The following is an 18,877-nucleotide window of genomic DNA, read 5'->3' as shown; positions in this document are numbered from 1 at the left end:
GTAAGCGTCCGCTGAACCCCATGCCTATTTTTTAATTCGGTTCAGGTTTCCAGCGGTGTGGTAGCAATTCTTCAATCTGAGTCACTTTATGTGTCGGCAATCTTTTCAGCACATCACTTAAATAGGCATACGGATCCAGCCCATTCAGCTTTGCTGACTGGATTAATGTCATAATATTGGCTGCTCGCTGACCGCTGCGCAGCGAACCTGCAAATAACCAGTTCTTACGTCCCAACGCCCAGGGGCGCATCTGGTTTTCCACCCAGTTATTGCAAATCGGTAGATTGCCATCATCCAGATAGCGGCTTAAAGCTGGCCAACGCTTCAGAGTGTAATTGATCGCCTTGGCGGTTGGAGAACTCGATGGCACAGTCAGTTGATGTTGGTTGAGCCATTCATACAGTTGTTGCATCACCGGTTGACTATGCTGTTGTCGGTATTCGCGGCGCTGTTCTGCTGTACCATCGGTCTTTTTCCTGAGTTCTGCTTCTATCGCATACAGTTTCTGAATCAGCACTAATGCCTGTTCAGCGATCTGACTTTTCCCGGTCACATGCAGTTCATGAAATTTACGACGTGCATGTGCCATGCAGCCCACCTCAATGACATCGCCTGATTTAAAGCGTGCTTTATAACCGCTGTAATCATCACAGACCAGATGGCCCTGCCAGCCATTCAGGAACTCTTCTGCATGCTGACCTGAACGACTATCCTGAAAGTCATAGATCACGGCTTGAACTGGATTGTACTGTGTAGTGGCATAGGCCCAGACATAACCTTTCTTCGGTTTTTTATCATTCTCACCCATCCGCATGATGGTGACTGGTGTTTCATCTGCATGCAGCACCCGCTGTTGCAGCACCACCTGTTTTAAGGCATTGGCCAGAGGTTCCAGTTCCACACCGCAGCGACCAATCCAGTCAGATAAAGTAGATCTGGACAGATCAATGCCCGCCCGCTGATAGATCAGGCGCTGACGGTACAGCGGCAAATGATCAGCGTATTTCGAGACCAGCACATGGCTGAGCAGTTCAGGTGAAGCAATGCCTTTATCAATCACATAGGCGGGCATCGCTTGCTGAGTCAGGGTGTCACACTGATCACAGACCCATTTGCCACGCACATGCTGTTCCTTATAGAACTGTGCCGGTCTGAAATGCAGTTTTTCACTGATATCTTCGCCGATACGACGGAGTTGGCAGCCACAAGCACATTGGGTTGATGTTGGTTCATGCTCAATACGAATGGTGTGTAGATGATCGGGCAGCAGTCGACGTTTAGGTTTATTTGCTTTGGCTTTGTGTGTCGCTGCATCGGTTTTATCTGCATTCAGCCGCTCCAGTTCCAGATCGACTGCTGTGATATCTTCTTCGACCGCCTCATCCCACAGATGGATTTGTTTTGCGGTGAGATGTTCGTTTTTACTACCGAATTTGTGCTGTTTAAACAGCGCCAGTTCATGCTCGTATTTTTGATTGAGAATAGAAAGATGTTGAACTTTGGCATCCAATTGCTGGTTTGATTTTTCTAATTCTTGATTTGATTGTGCCAGAGACTGATGCTGCATTGCCAACTGTCTGGTAAATTCCAGCAGTTGTTCATGGGTCAGTTGGCTTAAGTCTGGCAGCGTATTCATGACCGCAGTATGCCTGAGGTCATGACGCAGAGGAAATAGAACGTTTGGAGAATAGCAGAATGGACCAGCCTGGTTTAAAGCATCGTCACCACCTGCTGTCGTCCAATGCGCTGCCAGGGCAAACCCTGGATCAGTGCTTGTAACTGTTCCGGACTGATCGCCATGCTTTCACCCTGGTGAACCTGCGCCCAGTGGAATTTTCCCTGTTCCAGCCGCCGGGCACACAGCCAGATGCCCAGTCCATCATGTACCAGCACTTTCATGCGATGGCCACGTTTATTACAGAACAGGTAAGCACAATGCGGTTTAATGTAGCCAAAGGCTTTCATGATCTGCGCCATAGCCGTATCCATACCCGCACGCATGTCCATCGGCTGGGTAGAGAGCCAGATTTCATCGATACGGATCATTTGATCAAGCCCTGAAGTAAAAGCAGCAACTCCTTGGCCGATTCCACTGGCCATTCGATTTCGATCACCTGATCTCTTGCAGAACATTGTTTCTGATGCAGTGGAATTCTGATATGAGCGACAGTATTCTTCTCCGGAACAGATAGCGGAGGTGCGTCTTGTTTGGCTGGAGTCGGGTGAAGCATGACCGGAAGAAAGTCAGTCTGTGGACTAGATGGGGTTGTTAATGCAGGGGGTATTGATCTGGATTGACGAATCCATTTATGCAACAGATTGGCATTGATCTGATGTTGCATTGCGACCTTGGCCACTGATGTATCTGGCTGCTGGCATTGCTGAATAAGTTGATGTTTAAATTCAGCCGTGAAGGTTCGACGAGGCTTTTTTAGCGTTGGTGTGCTGTCTATAACTGTCTTTAAATCCATAAATAGGTGTCCACTTAAAATTTAGTGGACACTATCGCGGTATTAATGAGTTAGAAAAAGTGGGATTCAGCGGACGCTTACTTTTAAATAGCTTATGATGTCTTCTAAAAAAAAACAGAAGATTTGAATTTCATACACTGATCCTAGACACTATAGATATTTATTAGAAGTTTATTAGGATAAATTTTTCATATTCATCATACTATTTTATTGACTCTTTATTCTTAGTACGTATTAACGTAGGTTTTAGTTATGGCCAATCATAAAAAAAAATCTTATCTTTTTAGTCTAAAAGGGGGAAGATATATCTTAGAAAGCTTGAGAAATATCATTCCTCAAGTTTTATTTGGCAGTATGTGGATTGTTTTTTTTCATCGTTTTTTAAATGTTAGTAATTCATTAGAAAGAATTGGATTGTTTTTTCTTACCTTATTTATTGGGATTATTTTCTTCTATAGTGTAATTATGAATTTAGTTTTTTTAACATATCCTATATTTAGAGAGATAGATCAAAGAATTAAAAAAAATTATATTCAAAAAAATATTCCTGAGCAGAGATGGAAAAAAATACCTTTTTTTATTGGGTTAGGCTTGGAACATCAAACTTTATTATGTATTGAAATATTAATCGTATCTATTTTTGCATTGATACCTATTTTATTAGTAGTAATATCTTCAGTTAATTCTGCAGAGCAAATTTATAAAACGTTATTTCCTTAATATACACACTATCACGCGATGGAAATAGATACTCGCTTTCACGTTTTGAAATTGATTGCAAAGTCTTTAATAATTTTATCGCTTGAGTTGAACGTGGAGTTCCATGCTCAATCCCTCTTTTCATTATTGAATCAGGTCTGACCCAAACACATTCCTCAAAATCAAATTGATACCACTTCGCTTGCCTAAGCTCCCTAGGTCTTGGAAACAAATGAATCAATAATTCTAAACAAATACTTATTTCTTGAGACTTATATCCTCTAATTTTATCTAGCATTTCAGGAAATTCATTGATTCCTATATGTTTCATATTATCGCGCTCGCCTTTATCTAGGAATTTAGTAATCCCTACAAGCGGGTTATAATTTGCTCTGTCTTTAAACACGGTAAAATCATAAGCATTACGACAATAAGATATTAATTTCTCAAGTCGATTGAATATTTGTTCATTTAACTATTTCTCCCTAAAAAAACTCTTTCCACTCTGAAGCAGGTATGTCTTTAAATAGACAATCACCGAATACGGGTAAAATATGCTTTTCTATGGATTAATATTCCTTCTTAAAAGTTTGCTATGTCCACACGCCTCGCTTTGTATTCATCGATTTAATCAGTAAATTACCAAACAATAGGTTCTCTTGTTGTTTAGCTTCCAATAGTTTCTCATTTTTGGTTTTTAAATTAAGCTCACCATTTTGATGCTTAATAGCCATTGAACAAGCTTCTTTGACTGAGATTCTTGGATAACTTCCCAACCCAAGCCATATCCACTTACCAACTGTACTCTTAAATCTTAACTACCATGACTTTTACCTGTTACATCAACTTTTAAATATAGACCTACAATATCCGAAATTCTGTATTCAGATTCTTGTGATTTTAACGCCGCGTATTGGGTATCTGTGAGTAATTTAGATTTAGCCATAAAATTCTGATTTTACTAGATTAAACTAGGCTCCTGTATCCTGAGTTCTATTTTTTATACAGGATACAAGCGAGGATACAAATAGGGTGTTTTTATACGAGTACACCTGAGTATCCTTAAGACATTAAAAAACCCTTAATTCATTAAGAATTAAGGGTTTAATTATATATTTTACTATATAAATATATGAATTTGGTGGGCCCACACAGACTTGAACTGTGGACCAACGGATTATGAGTAAGAGTAAACTTGTATTTTTTCACTATAAAAAACAATATGTTACATATACCACAAATGCAAAAATCTAATAAAATCAACAGGACCGCTCTCTAAACATATAACCTCATGAAACATAAGGGTTTGGTACTTTTCTACGCCCCACAAACCTATCGTGTACGATATTGTAAGTCTAAGAAAATACACCTATATTTTTTACGATAGACCGCTGATGGACCAAAATTTTTCTGCTTTTCTCGGATGGACCGTAGTCACTAAGTCTAAGTTTTCTAAGTAAACTTCCCACGACCGAAAAGGACCGCAGTATTTTGCAGTGCTCTCTTTCGCAGAAATAGGACCATAGTAAATACCATCATGATAGATATAGGCCTTCTAGGCAATCGGAGATACCCTCACTTCGCACAAAAAAGTAAAAATAAGCAAAACACCACCTTCCCTTTTGCGAATCTCGAAGAAAAATAACCAATAATTCCCAACTTCCAATCGCCCTCGTTTTTCCACCTTGCTGTCTCACTCTTTCTGCTCTGCCCAACAGCTCTGTGAGCACACCTCGCTGTAGCCGAGCATAGATGTTTGACAGAGTAGTAAAGATCAAGGGAGAAATCCGATAAATCTACCTATCTAAATCACGAAGGAATCAAGCAAAAATACCTATGCTACATCACCAAAAACTTAACATGTACTGAGGAAACTGGAATATTTAACCTAATAAAGATATATACTCATAAAGCACTTAATTATTACATACAGCTCTAGAATACTCTGCACCCAATGAGTCTGGTACGATTGCTTCCATAACTACTAATGATTGACTATAGTTATCAATAACTGTACCCATTTTATATTTAATAGCAGTTTTAACTCCTAAAGTATCCTGATTACAATTTATATGAAATAACATCATCATGTAGTCCCCTAAGCCTAATCCATCTTTTGACAAATCATTAATCACAGTGCGTTTGATCCAAAATTGAGTAATCCCTGTACCATAAGAACCATATGAGCTATTCACTTTTTTTATACTGTCAGTATCCAACTGAATACTAAACTCTTTAGTTTCTCCTAAATACTGCCAGTTTGCTGCAAATACACAACTACCCCAGAAAATAAAAAATAAAAATACTAAGTACTTCACAACTACCTCCATCTATAAACTATCTATATACTTATTGGTCTAAATTTTCATCTTTCATAAAACTCTCAGCATCAAATTCAACTGGAGTTTCAGCTTTACGTGTAAATTTTTGGTTAACTTCCTGCCTCAAATCAGTACTCATGTCCGTAGATGTATTATCACCTACACTATTAGCAATGGTTGAAGTTTCTTCTAATGTACTATTACTATTTAATTTTTTAACTTCATAACTCAATATGTTCATTAATTCTTTTTCAATTTTAACTGCATGTTCTCTTGATAAATTTATGCTATTTGTTGGTGTATAAAAATATTGATTTGCACGTTGTTGTGATCGTTCATCAGTTAAATACTCATTTCGCTGAAACCCCATTTCTCGTGCTACTTCTTTATCCAATAAACGAGCAGCATTATCTAAATAAACACAATAAAGCTTATCAATATCTGAACTAACATAACAATTGCGCACTAATTTAGCTGCACCCGATATACCTGATGCATTTATAGTACTAAGAATATTTTTAACAGCTCTCGTCATTTCTAGATAATCATCATTAATTTCACTATATCCATACATATCAAATAAAGACTCTGATGCAGCAGATGTATCATCTAGAACGTCGATTTCATCAGCGCCTGTAAGTACCTCACTAGCATAACTTTCTTCATCAATATCGATAGCAGTCGTATTGTTATGTTGGATATTGGCTAAAAGCACAACTAAACTAATACCTATCACAGAGCATATTGCAATAATTAATACATTTCGCTTTGTATTTTTTGGAGATTGTGAATCTAATGGGGTAATCGTCTTAATGGGATTATTTATATAGGTATTTACCGATTCTTCTGACGAGCTTTTAATTTTATCAAATATTGCATAAAATCCTCCCAGAGTTAAAAATACGACCCATAAAGACAAAGGAACTATCACTGATCCTAAAACAAATACACCAATGACTCCTAAAAAGCTTGATGGGTCAATCAAAGAATAAGCAATATAATAAGGTAGAAGAAGTAAAAATAAGTATATTGATATATAAACCAAGAGCCCAACAATGCCAAAAATAAAAGCCACAAACGTCCCCACACTTAAGTATTTAAAATTAAATAATTTATTAGAAGAATATATTTTCTTTAAGAGTCTGTAAATTAGAGCCTGTAAATTATTTTGTGTAAGCTCCATTTTTTATAAATAATCTTTTAATCAATCGCCTAATTGAATTGGCTGAATCATCAGAAAAAAAAATATTTTTCGCTTTTTTACTTCGATGAAGGATCATGCTATTCAATGAGTTAATCATATTCGTTATATAAATCGAATAATATATTTCAACTACACAACTAAATATTGTACAAATACTCTCCCAATTGGCTGGCCAAAATCCCATTTTTGTAGTGTTTTCTTTCGCAGAATTAGGACTATATACAAATACCGTCATGCTGGATATAGGGCTTCTAGGTACTTGGAGATACTCTCTCTTCGCACAAAAAAGTAAAAAATAAGCAAAACACCACCTTCCCTTTTTCGAATCTCGAAGAAAAATAACCAATAATTCCCAACTTCCAATCGCCCTCGTTTTTCCACCTTGCTGTCTCACTCTTTCTGCTCTGCCCAACAGCTCTGTGAGCACACCTCGCTGTAGCCGAGCATAGATGTTTGACAGAGTATAAAGATCTAGAAGATAAATACTCCTCTATCTATGATAGATATATCATATTTGTTGCTTTAAAACGGCTTTGTTGCACAAACCTAGCCTAGAGGGTCTATTCAATCGTATATAATTTCAAAATGAATAAACCTGCCCATAAAAGCTATCGTACAACCAATTGATCATCCTATAACCGAGCTTTAATTAACCGAGGTAATATTTTCATTTGGTTTGATACAAAAACTCAGTGGTATGCACAATCACAAGGTAAGCAAGGTCGAAATCAAACCTACTCTGAAACAGCGATTCAATGCTGCTTACTGATCAAGTCACTATTTCGACTCTCTTTACCTATGGAGTCAGGTTTTGTCCACAGTCTGATTAAGCTTTGTAGATTAGATTGGAAGCCCAGATTACACTACGATTTGTAGAAGACAAAAGTATATTGCAATTAGCTATAAAAAAGGTAGTGATGGTCTCTATCTACTCGTGGACTCTACTAGCTTGAAGTTTCTAGGTGAAGGTGAATGGAAGTATAAGAAACATAGGGCTGAATATCGTCGCCAATGGCGTAAGCTTCATATTGCTATAGATGCTGAAACTCTTCAAATACCTGCAGTTCAGCTCACAACAAATAATGTCAGTGATTCGCAAGTGCTCGAAGATTTACTTGCTCAAATTCCCTTGAATGAACAAATTAATTCTGTTTATACAGATGATGCTTATGACAAAAAGCATTGCTGACAAGTCTTTTTAGATCGAGATGCACATGCTGTGATTCCACCAAGAAAAAATGCGAAACCATGGAAAGATCAGCAAGCAATGTCTATAGAGCGCAATGAGTTATTGAAAACAGTCAAACATCTAGGAAGATCACTTTGGAAAAAGTGGTCTGGTTATCATCGTCGCAGTTTGGTGGAAACCAAGATGCATTGCATCAAATTATTAGGCGATAAATTAACAACAAGGAGCTTTCCGAGTCAGGTGAATGAGATCCATGCACGCATAGCCGACTTAAATAAATTCACAGAATTAGGTCGCCCTCATATCCAAGTTGTCTCTTAAATTTGGAATACTAGGGATAGTTCTATCTCTCAAATCTTTATGCAACAAAGCCCTTTAAAACACAAAGCTCTCTCATAATTGAGAGACTAATAATACCAAACATTAATAAACTAGACTCTTTCTAGAGTACCCTCAATCACTCGCACAAAGATATATTACTTATCTTAGCCTTAATAGCACTTTGAGTGACTTGTTCATGTTGTTTACGCTCTTTCTCTTGAATGTCTTTATAGCTATAGACTGACAATACTATAAATATAACTAAGAGAAATAACATAATAAAAACATATATATTTATATACTTCATTTCTTGTTATCTTTTATTTTTTATATGATACATATTGTATATACAAAAAAATAACAATAAAACAACTTTTAAAAATAATCTGCAAATAATCTACTCTAGAAAGTAATACCAAACAAAAAGGATAAGACATCCACTAACTAACCATTTTTTTACATTAATTGGATTCTGACTTCTTGATTGCTCAGATCCATACCTATTCATTTTTTTATATGGCTTTGGATAATATGAAGCTGAGTCAATCTTTATTTCTTGATCTAAGTTGTTAGTTCCCTCAGTCCCTGACCTTTCAGATTTCATTTCATTATTCATTGACTATTTCCTACATTTAATTTTGTTTATTAGGAATAAAAAACACACCTCTAATAAAAGAGGTGTGCAAAACACAACGATTCATGGAGAATCCTTTTTAAAATATTCGTAATTAAATTAAATGTCTATATTTTTGTGTGTTTTTTAATCAAATTAAATATCATAAAATATTTAATAAAAATGATAAGGTAGTCAATATTTTGATAATAAATGATGGATTTACCGTATTTCAACCAAAGAAATGCATAAAAGATCTCATACCACATCACATTAAATAATAATATAGATAAATGTATATTATTTGTGAAATATAAGTTAAATTTAATCCAACCACAAAACAGTAATCGCCAACCAATTTATATAGTTGTCTAAGTTCATAATGGAGGCTTTAAACACTCAAAAGAAATATAAAATCATACCTAGCCAATCAAGAAATCAGGATATGAGGATTTCTATAATCCATTATACAAAATATGTAAAACAGTCAAATCGAATTGAGATATAGGAAGTCACAATGAATCACATTTATAAAATTGTATGGTGTTCATCTTTACAGATATTTAAAGTTTGTTCTGAAAATGCCAAAAGCTCTAAAACTAAAAGCTCTAAAACTAAGAGAATTAAAGTGGAAGTAGCGAAGAATAATTTCAAATTTCAAGCCATTCCAAAACTAACTACACTCGCATTATTATTATCAGCGGCTAGTAATGTAGTCGTTGCTGATAATAATATTAAATCTGCACCTTATACAGTAAATGGTGGAGATCCCGTTACTCAATCAAATTTAGAAGTCACAGCACAAAATACAACTAGTAATCAACATGCAGTAGTTACCATTAACAAAGGTAATTTAACTATTAATGATGGAAAAATAGCTACAACTGGACCACAACGCAACTATGGATTATTAGCTTACTCTGATGGTGTAATCACAGCAAATAATACAAACATCCATACAACAGGAGCAAACTCTCATGCCGTTCAGGCAGGTAACAATACAGGGGGGATCTCAGCAGGTACAATCAATCTAAACGGGGGGATACTTACAGTTGATGGTTCCCCTTATAACAACTCAAGCTGGGCTCTCGGGTTACATGCTGTTTATGGTGGTGTAATTATAGCAGATAACATAAAAATTGATAGCGGTTCTGCTGGTGTAAGCTCTGAAACAGGTTCTCTTATAGAAGTAAAAAACTCAACAATAGCAACTAGGGGTAATACTATTGCTCTAGTTGCTAATAATGATAGCAAGGGTAAAGGAGGTATACTTAATATAAGTAATACTAATATTACTACTAGTGGCAATAATGCTGTCGCGGCTTTCGCTGATACTGGTGGCCATATACAAATTAAAGAAAATAGTACTATAACAACTACAGGTATTAATGCGATTGGCTTATCAGCATTAAATGGTGGTTACATTGAAATCACTGATGGTAGTATTACTACTACTGGAGATAAGGCTTACGGTCTTCATAGCCAAGATTCAGGTAGCTCTATTGAAGCAACAAATCTAGCCATTGCAGTTAATGGCACAGCAGATCAAACATTTGGTGTGAATGCTTTCGAAAATGGCAAAATCACCTTAAATGGAGGTTCCGTTACAACTAATGGGCTTCGTGGTTATGGCCTAATGGCTCATAATGGCGGTGAGATTAATAGCAGTGCCAATATTACTGTTAATGGTGCAAATACACATGCTGTTCAAGCAGGTGGTACAGGTACAAATCCTACCAAATATGATGGTACTACTGCAGGTAAAGTAGTGTTAACTGGTGGTACATTAAAAGTAGAAAATGCTAATGGATGGGCAGCAGGATTACATGCTGTTGACCATGGCGAAATTGATGCATCAAATGTTACTATTAAAAGTAAAGTTGCCGGAGCACATGCTGAAAGTAACTCACTAATAGAAATAAAAAACTCTAATATAACTGCCGATAAAGTTGGTCTAGTCGCCAACAATGACCAAAAAAAATATACCCCTACAGCAAAAGGTGGCAAGCTTATAGTTAGCAACACTACAGTTACAACAAGTGAAGCTAATGCTTATGGTGCTGTAGCCGGTGCTGGTGGTAACATTGAAATCACTGGTGGTAGTATTACTACTACTGGAGATAAGGCTCACGGTCTTCATAGCCAAGATTTAGGCAGCTCTATTGAAGCAACAGGTTTAGTTATTGATATTAATAGCCTTGCAGATCAAACCTTTGGTGCACATGCGACTGATAATGGTTCCATCACTTTAAATGGTGGTTCTATTACCACGGATGGCGAACGTGGTTATGGCATTCTAGCCCAAAATGGCGGTAAGATTACTAGTAGTACCGACATTACAGTTAATGGTGCAAAAGCCCATGCCGTACAAGCTGGTGGTTTAGGCACAAATAGCGCTTATGAAGGTAAAAGTGCTGGAACTGTGAATTTAACTGGCGGTAAGTTAATTGTAAATGCTAATAATGGTAATAGTTGGGCAGCGGCTTTACATGCTGTAGATTCGGGTGAAATCACAGCATCCAACATTAATATTGAAAGTCAATCTTATGCTGCTCTTTCAGAGAGCTCATCCAACATTGCAATTCATGATTCCATCATAAAAACAACTGGAAATACAGCGGCTCTAGTAGCCAATAATGACCGCAGAAAAGATAATCATGATATTGATGCACAAGGTGGTAAACTTACAGTACATAATACTACTATTACTACAACTGGTAGTAAGGCGTATGGTGCTGTAGTTAGTGACGGTGGTAACATTGAAATCACTGGTGGTAGCATTACTACTACTGGAGATAAGGCCTCTGCTCTCTTTATCTCAAACTCAGGCACAATAACAGTTAATCAAACAGATCTTTCTTCAGCAGATGCTCCAACTGTAGCCATTATATTTGACAAACAGAATCAAATAGCAAATCTCACATTTGGTGAAGGCACTACAGCTATCACTAATAACGGTACTCTTCTTTTAGTATCTAGCCTAAATAATGATGGTAATGATGGAATCGTTAACTTTACTTTAGATAATGGTTCGAAATCGACTGGCGATATTATTGATGCGAGATCTGGATTAAGTTTAAACGGTGGTACTAATGTAACTCTTGAAGAGAAAGCTATTTGGACTGGTAAGCTTGTAGGTATAAAAAACTTTGTCACTAAACAGCAAAGCACTGCTAACTTTACTGATCGCTTTGAAATCGGAGGTGATCTTCAAGGGAATATTGGCTCTATTTTTAACTTCAGTAAAGAAGGTGCTTCTATTGGCGGTAACCTTACAGGTAATGGGACTATCTTCAATTTTAGTAAAGAAGAGGCTAATGCACCTATTACCACTATCATAGGTAATATTGTACTCAATAATTCACAAACAAAAGGCGGCACTATAAACACCCCTATTAATGTTAGTGGTAATGTGAATATCAATGATGCTTCTAGCATATTTGGTGGTAATTGGAAAATTGACGGAAAACTTACAAATTCAGGCAATCTAAATATAGGTAATTCGATAGGCCAAGTTACTGTTGGGGATGGTTTAACACTTAACAACTCATCAACTTATAATGTAGAAGTCAACTACCAAGGTGGCTCTGATATGATTACAGTTACTAATGGAGATATAAAGCTAGGTGGTAAAGTAATTGTATCTACTCTTGATAATTTCAAGTTAAATTCACCTTATACTATTATTCAATATGATAATTCTAAATCCACTGTTAATAATGAGTTTGAATCTGTTACATTATCAAAACCAAGTGCATTTTTAGATGTAAGTGTTGACCATAATACGAATAGCGTAGATGTTAAAATTAATCGTAACGATACTACATTCGCTTCCGTAACAACCTCTACTAACCAAGCTGCTATTGCTAATGCTCTAGATCAAAAACCTACACCACCAAATGGAGGCCGAATAAATCCTTATATGCGGGTGGCTGCATTTACTCTAGACGAGACAATAGAAGAACAAACACCTAATGTAATAAATAAAATCCTCCAACTTTCTGCGGAAGAGGCACAACAGGCATTCGAAGAACTTGCTGGCAACACCAATGCATCTATTAGAACTGGCCTTGTTTCAACTGCAAACATCACTGCCGATACAATCAACAACCGTTTGCGTTCAACTTTTGATGGTGTCGGCTCAAAACAAACTGCTGTTTTACACTTTGTTCCAGCTGACAAATCTATAAATACAGGCTTCTGGGCTTCTGGTTTTGGTTCTTGGATCGATCAAAAAGGAAATGCCAATGCCAATGGTCTAAAAACATCAACTGGTGGTTTCTTAACAGGTGTAGATATTGGCTTGTCTTCAGGTTGGAATCTAGGTATTGCCACTGGTTATAGTAAAACTGATATGGATGCCAAAGGTCATTATGCATCAACCACATCAGATAACTGGCATTTAGGTGCATATGGTGGTAACCAATGGGGACCTTTAGGTTTCAGAGCAGGCGTTGTTTATACGGGGTCTAGCCTTGATGGAAAACGTGCAGTGAATTATGGCAATACTAATGAAATTCTCAACTCTGATTACCATGCGCATAGCACACAAGTATTTGCAGATGTTGGTTATCAAATTGATTTAGCACCTGCAACTATTGAACCATTCGTGAATCTTTCACATGTTAACCTTCGTACAAAAGGATATAGTGAAACCGGTGGTGATGCCGCACTAGAAGTTGCAAGCAATACTACCAATACCACTTTCTCTACATTTGGTGTTCGCACTGCTGTACCATTTACTATAGGCTCCGCATCAGCGAACTTGAAAGGTACACTTGGATGGCGTCATGCTTATGGTGATATCACACCAGTAGCAACTCAATCGATTGCCGGTGGTGTATTTACAGTTGATGGTATTGCAATTGCTAAAAATACCGCACTTATTGAAACCGGTTTAGATTTCCAAATCAGTCCTGTAGCAACAGCTGGTCTTAGCTATGTAGGTCAATATGGTAGTGGTATTAGAGAAAATGGGGTAAATGCAACATTTAACTATAAATTCTAATGTTTAATGTGGGCTTATCGCTCCATTAAGTCACTAAAACATAACCGCTCAAACTAAGTATTGGGCGGTTATTTCTTTTGTATAATTTTAATTCTGTTTTGAGTTTAGCCATTTAAATAAATAATACGTATTCTTCCAGCAAAGCTCTAAATACTCACGGAAAGACACACACAAAAGTAAAAATAATCAAAACACCACCTTCCCTTTTTCGAATCTCGAAGAAAAATAACCAATAATTCCCAACTTCCAATCGCCCTCGTTTTTCCACCTTGCTGTCTCACTCTTTCTGCTCTGCCCAACAGCTCTGTGAGCACACCTCGCTGTTGCCGAGCATAGATGTTTGACAGAGTAGTAAAGATCAAGGGAAATCAGGTCATCCTAACTTCCCAAAATCCCGAAGCAAGCAAGAAAAAACGAAAAGTCACTATATCGCTGGAATGCCTAACTAAGCTGCATCGTCAAAGAACTCATCCTCCTCGATCACCAAGCGTGAACGCACCAAAGGGCATGGAACATCTGACAAACATGCACCTGTCATAGAATCGAATATACGCTCACCCATTGTGAATTGTGCTGATACCGTTTTGGTCTTTTCCTGCAATTTTGCGGTAGCAAGGTATTGGTAGTTCCCAAATACGATCCCATGAAATTCAAGATAACGTAGATCGGGTTTCTTCGCATTGCGGTCCTTCGCTGCAAAAAATCGCACAAAGAAATTAGCAGCCTTACTTGGGTCAATAACCATTTGATGAGTCTTCATGTCCAATTTGATCCCTGATACCAATTTCTGATCAATGAATGTCCGCATAGGAATATGTGTCTTCTGTTGCACAGCCGTAAAAGCTTCTGTCAGTAATGTAGCAGCATCGACTGGACTCAGCTTATGAGCATTGAAATAACGTTCCGATCCATAGCGATAAAACCTATTCACAAAGTATTGAACAACAATATTGTTGGCATAGGCTTTGGCAATTGTGACGACCTTTTCCGACTCTTTGCGTTTCAGGATCTGATAAACATCCTCGAGATTACCCATATAGGTAGATAATAACGCTATCGTGCTCACCAATTCTGCTGTGACTTTTGGATGTGGTACAACATACTTTGCAACCAATCTCTGCACATAAAATTCATCTTCCTGCTGCTCTCGTAAAATTGCAACCCCATAGTTTTTCAGGGTAATCGCTTCTGATTTCTGCTCAGCATCTTTTTGAGTGGTTGTAGTGACTGGCAGTGCGCCTTCGTCTGTATCGTCATCATAGTAATCCGTGTCTTCGTCATCCTCACTGACTGTGATCTGGCGACTTTCCAAGTCTTCCTCTTTGGTTTTGCAATCAGATTGACTTGGCTCAACGCTTAAGAATATTTCCATCGCAGTATCAATACTTTCCTGATACATCTGCTCATTGGTCTTCTTGGTTTCCCCTAAAAAAGACAAGATAGATTGGTCCGTTTGTACGGTGTGATCCTCTCGTAGCTTCACCGTACATGTCGGTAATAACTGCTGAAGTCTGTATTCCAGATACATAAAGTTATGATAACAACAAGCTTTGTCCATGCGGTAATACCCTGAAGAAACACTCGCTAGATTCTTCTGTAATTTGCCTCTAACTACAGCAAATAACTTCGCCCCACAAAAGTAGTTGAAGGTCTCATTCAACGTGTTCACCTTCTGATAAAGCGAACTGGAAGACTGTCCAGCCTCGTCATCTCCAACAATGTTCTGGTAATCGGCAAAGACGCTAATCAAGAGTTCGACAGCCTTACTCACTCTGTCTAAAAACTCCGTATTCTTTTTCAGGTATATCTCATGCAATTTGTAAGGTGCTATTGTCGTATCCAGTGACATTTTCGTATGTAACACGATAAAGCATGGAACCGTTGCTTTTCTTAAACGTCCAAAGAATTGTACCAACTCTTCTGGATGAGCATCTTTACCAAGAACAAAAACGGAATCTATGTCATCTTGCCCATTATTCAAGTTGATTGCCTCATCCATAATGGATGTGCATAAGACGATATCTACATCTTTGGGTATTTCCTGCTGTTGGAACATCTTTTGGACAGCATCCTCATGCTTGTTTTTACTGTGAACGACAAGCACGTTGAGCCCGAATAGATTTTCGAACACGTTCGCATATAGCTCACATTTTTTACGGTTGTTCAGGCGGATCAGAATCTTGCCACGCTTCCCTGTCTTTTTCATGGCATTAGCACGATCCATGACTAAGTGGACAAAACTGTGTTGGTCTCCTTTCTTGAGCACTATCACCTCAATATTTCGATCTAAGCTATTCTCGGAAGTGACTTGATAAATTGTGTCTAAAGGAATATTCAATGTGTTCCAACAATGCTCTGTAAATGTCGCTGTAAGAAATACCACTGTTGGAAATTTCTTGTTTTTAATCGCATATAAGAGACTATTCAAGGCCTCGTCACGATATGATCCTGCGGAATACAGTTTGTGACACTCATCGACAACTAACAATGTTTTACCATCAAACTCTTTCAGCAAATATTCCCGCACTTTGTCCAATTTTTCATAGGTACATACCACCATATGCTTACGATCTGATGCAAAAGTAGTTTCTGAAGGTACATGCTTGTCATAGAAAAAATGATATCGTGTCCCACTCAATTGCTTTTTGTAAGCTTCCTCTAGCTCTGTCACTTTCAGCACGGAGGGCACAAGCATCACTACAACTGCGTAATCCCTCAAAAGCTTTTCCATGACCAAGGTGGTCTTCCCAACACCAGTACCAGCCTGAATCAAAGTAAACTGATTCTTGGGAATAGATATATTTTTATCTGTAAGATATTCGCCTTTCTCCAAGGCGATTTTCTGAACTGTAGACACAGGAACTCCTTTGGGCGTAGGTGATACGCCCAATATTTGTAGATAAGTAAATGGATTAGTTGATTGCGCTATGTTGACGAATCATGTTGGCAACATTGGCTGATGCCTGATGCAATGTGCTTGATTGCAAATGTGCATAACGCTGCGTGGTTTGTGGTGACGCATGTCCAAGTAGCTTTTGGACCACGAATAAGGACTCACCACTATTCACTGCAAGACTGGCAAAGCTATGACGTAAGTCATGGATACGCATATTGGTAATCCCTGCTATTTGCATAATCTTGTCGAATGTTTTTCGAATATCGTTATACGGCTTTTGTGTTTCTGGATTGGCAAAAATAAATGCTGATGTTTTTGGCATAGCACGTAGAATCGCAACTGCATCTTCGCTCAAAGTGACATATCGTGCCTTACCCGACTTGTTGTACTTCAAGTGCCACGATGCTTTGCCAAGATCAACATCTGACCATTGCATATCTAGTGCCTCACGCTTGCGAACTCCAGTAAGCAATAGAAACTTAATAACCGCTGCGATTGTTTTGTTCGCAATTCCATAATCTTCAGGAACATCAAGAATCGGCCAAAGTCGCTGGATCTCACTCTCAGACAAGTAGCGTTCGATCTGATTGTTTTCTTGCAACTTTTTCACTCGTTTCATTAGGTTACTTTCCAATAACTCATGGTCTATCGCTAAGTTGATGATCACTGATAACAATGCCCGAATACGATTCACTGTGGCAGGTTTAAGCCCTATCGCTTTGGCCTCATGTAATAGCTCTGTCACCATAGCAACATTGAGCTCATCAAATTTCTTTCCTCCTATGTAAGGTAAAATGTGCTTCTCTAATCGTGATTCGTCATCACGATATGACTTTTTGGTTGCTCTGGCATTGGGTAGGTAAACCTCCTTCGCAAAATCCCCAAATGTCATATCCTTTTTGCTCTTCTCATCCTCTGCAAAAGGATCCAAGCCTTGCGATAAACGTAAATTGTATTGCTCAACTTGTCTTACCCAATCAGGCAAGAACTTCTCTAGCTCGTCATGGGCACATGATCCTAAGCTTCGACTGACTTTCTTCCCTTCGCAAGTGAATCGTACATGACCACGAACTGCTTTCGCAGTTACGATTATCCGTAAACCTTTGACCTGTATTTCTGGAAAATTGGAACGTGCATCTTGTTCTTTTCCATACTTTGCTGGGTCTAAAATTGTAGAGCGGATTAGATTCCACTCATGCTCTTTTTTCATACTTCCTCCAAATTCTGGCTGCAGAAACCCACTCCAAATAATCGAAATTATTTGAAATCAATGTGTTAGTGCGTTATAGCTTCGTATAGATAATATCTGCCTAAGTTCAATTTCAACTCAGGAAATGGAAGTCATGCGCTACTGTAGAATCGGTAGCAACTCGTATTGTGCTCGTCCTCTTCGAGATATCCTCCTTTTTTCCTATAATCCAAGATATATAAGCGTTATACCTAATCACGATCAGGATGGAAAGCCCCCTTTTTTTGGGTGAAAATAGCAAAAGACCCAAAAAAACAAAAGAAGTTAAGTGATTGATATAAATAAATATATAAATTTAACCAATTGATAAAAAACCATAAAACCCCTTCTATAGACCGACAAAATGGCGAAACCACTCTTGGGCGGCTTTTTGAAGGGGAAAATGCCTTTTCTGACATAAAATTGGGGAATTTTACGGTGTAATCGATTGCATAATATTTAGCCAAACAGTCCGAAATAGCCCAAAATCAGACCAAAGGACTACTAGACAGTACAGCTCTCCATCTGCAAAAGGCATCTTTGCTTGCCCCTCTTCTCCCGTAAAAAAAATAAACCGTAAAGCTTGTCACTTTACGGTCCTCTTTTTCGGTCTATCCGCTTTTTGTCAGTAATCACTGGGCAATAAAATGGTCGTCACGGAACGATCTGCCTCTGTGATTATCCAAATACTGTCTTCTGCGAATCTGTAGCTGGACATGATCCGAGATTGCATCGCCAATGCGGCTTCGTTGGACTCTCGATCTTCCTCACATACATCACCCCAATCACCCTGCTGGTGACGTATGAGTAATGCCATGAGGTCAATCTTCTCTTTTTCTGCAAACGCTAAGGCATGTCGTGTAGACACGACTTGGCCCAAAGCGAATAAGGAATGCTTTGTCATCAGTTGTTCTCACATCGGAAGTA

13 protein-coding genes and 1 pseudogene are annotated in these 18,877 nt (G+C 38.0%); 3 read left to right on the top strand and 11 right to left on the bottom strand.

The genetic code is table 11. The features are described 5' to 3' along the window. Window positions 1-31 precede the first annotated feature (31 nt). The 3 genes from tnpC to tnpA all read right to left on the bottom strand — a co-directional run bounded on the left by tnpC (window position 32) and on the right by tnpA (window position 2,471). Window positions 32-1,636, bottom strand: coding sequence for an IS66 family transposase (gene tnpC, locus AC5YDH_RS09280; protein WP_496118776.1), 1,605 nt, complete (start codon window positions 1,634-1,636; stop codon window positions 32-34). A 74-nt stretch (window positions 1,637-1,710) separates the two neighbouring features. Further along, window positions 1,711-2,046, bottom strand: coding sequence for an IS66 family insertion sequence element accessory protein TnpB (gene tnpB / locus AC5YDH_RS09275; protein ID WP_496118774.1), 336 nt, complete (start codon window positions 2,044-2,046; stop codon window positions 1,711-1,713). Further along, entirely contained in the window at window positions 2,043-2,471 is a 429-nt protein-coding gene (gene tnpA / locus AC5YDH_RS09270) for an IS66-like element accessory protein TnpA (protein WP_005108355.1), read from the bottom strand. The genes tnpB and tnpA overlap by 4 nt, the downstream gene beginning before the upstream one ends. Before the next feature lie 252 nt (window positions 2,472-2,723). Here tnpA and AC5YDH_RS09265 point away from each other — a divergent pair, with 252 nt between their 5' ends. Next, window positions 2,724-3,191: a hypothetical protein gene (locus AC5YDH_RS09265; protein ID WP_496118773.1), complete on the top strand. Its 468-nt coding sequence runs from the start codon at window positions 2,724-2,726 to the stop codon at window positions 3,189-3,191. On the opposite strand, the gene AC5YDH_RS09260 is transcribed toward AC5YDH_RS09265, so the two are convergent. The 5 genes from AC5YDH_RS09260 to AC5YDH_RS09240 all read right to left on the bottom strand — a co-directional run bounded on the left by AC5YDH_RS09260 (window position 3,151) and on the right by AC5YDH_RS09240 (window position 6,566). Continuing rightward, entirely contained in the window at window positions 3,151-3,576 is a 426-nt protein-coding gene (locus tag AC5YDH_RS09260) for a tyrosine-type recombinase/integrase (protein ID WP_496118772.1), read from the bottom strand. The genes AC5YDH_RS09265 and AC5YDH_RS09260 overlap by 41 nt on opposite strands. 187 nt (window positions 3,577-3,763) lie before the next feature. After that, the gene (locus AC5YDH_RS09255) at window positions 3,764-3,904 is read right to left on the bottom strand and encodes a hypothetical protein (protein ID WP_496118770.1); all 141 of its coding nucleotides are present in this window, start codon (window positions 3,902-3,904) and stop codon (window positions 3,764-3,766) included. Between the two features lie 80 nt (window positions 3,905-3,984). Beyond that, on the bottom strand, window positions 3,985-4,116 hold the full coding sequence (locus AC5YDH_RS09250) for a hypothetical protein (protein ID WP_496118768.1): 132 nt from the start codon (window positions 4,114-4,116) through the stop codon (window positions 3,985-3,987). Window positions 4,117-5,086: 970 nt separating this feature from the next. Beyond that, on the bottom strand, window positions 5,087-5,488 hold the full coding sequence (locus AC5YDH_RS09245; protein ID WP_496118766.1) for a surface-adhesin E family protein: 402 nt from the start codon (window positions 5,486-5,488) through the stop codon (window positions 5,087-5,089). Between the two features lie 31 nt (window positions 5,489-5,519). Next, the gene (locus AC5YDH_RS09240; protein ID WP_496118765.1) at window positions 5,520-6,566 is read right to left on the bottom strand and encodes a hypothetical protein; all 1,047 of its coding nucleotides are present in this window, start codon (window positions 6,564-6,566) and stop codon (window positions 5,520-5,522) included. A 714-nt stretch (window positions 6,567-7,280) separates the two neighbouring features. On the opposite strand from AC5YDH_RS09240, the pseudogene AC5YDH_RS09235 reads away from it, so the two are divergent. Both AC5YDH_RS09235 and AC5YDH_RS09230 read left to right on the top strand, forming a co-directional pair. Further along, window positions 7,281-8,205, top strand: a pseudogene (locus AC5YDH_RS09235) (IS5 family transposase). Between the two features lie 1,130 nt (window positions 8,206-9,335). Next, a complete protein-coding gene (locus AC5YDH_RS09230; RefSeq protein WP_496118763.1) occupies window positions 9,336-13,826 on the top strand; it encodes an autotransporter domain-containing protein in 4,491 nt (1,496 codons plus the stop codon). Between the two features lie 445 nt (window positions 13,827-14,271). On the opposite strand, the gene AC5YDH_RS09225 is transcribed toward AC5YDH_RS09230, so the two are convergent. From AC5YDH_RS09225 to AC5YDH_RS09215, 3 genes are all read right to left on the bottom strand, one after another. Continuing rightward, on the bottom strand, window positions 14,272-16,683 hold the full coding sequence (locus tag AC5YDH_RS09225; RefSeq protein ID WP_496118761.1) for a DEAD/DEAH box helicase: 2,412 nt from the start codon (window positions 16,681-16,683) through the stop codon (window positions 14,272-14,274). 55 nt (window positions 16,684-16,738) lie between these two features. Then, window positions 16,739-17,932 (bottom strand): tyrosine-type recombinase/integrase, encoded by a 1,194-nt coding sequence (locus AC5YDH_RS09220; RefSeq protein ID WP_321088139.1) that lies wholly within the window; start codon window positions 17,930-17,932, stop codon window positions 16,739-16,741. A 643-nt stretch (window positions 17,933-18,575) separates the two neighbouring features. Further along, complete coding sequence (locus AC5YDH_RS09215) at window positions 18,576-18,854, bottom strand: hypothetical protein (protein ID WP_496118758.1); 279 nt, start codon at window positions 18,852-18,854, stop codon at window positions 18,576-18,578. Window positions 18,855-18,877: the final 23 nt, after the last annotated feature.

Source organism: Acinetobacter sp. FY683, from assembly GCF_059515885.1.
This window is presented reverse-complemented; position numbering and strand designations above follow the sequence as displayed.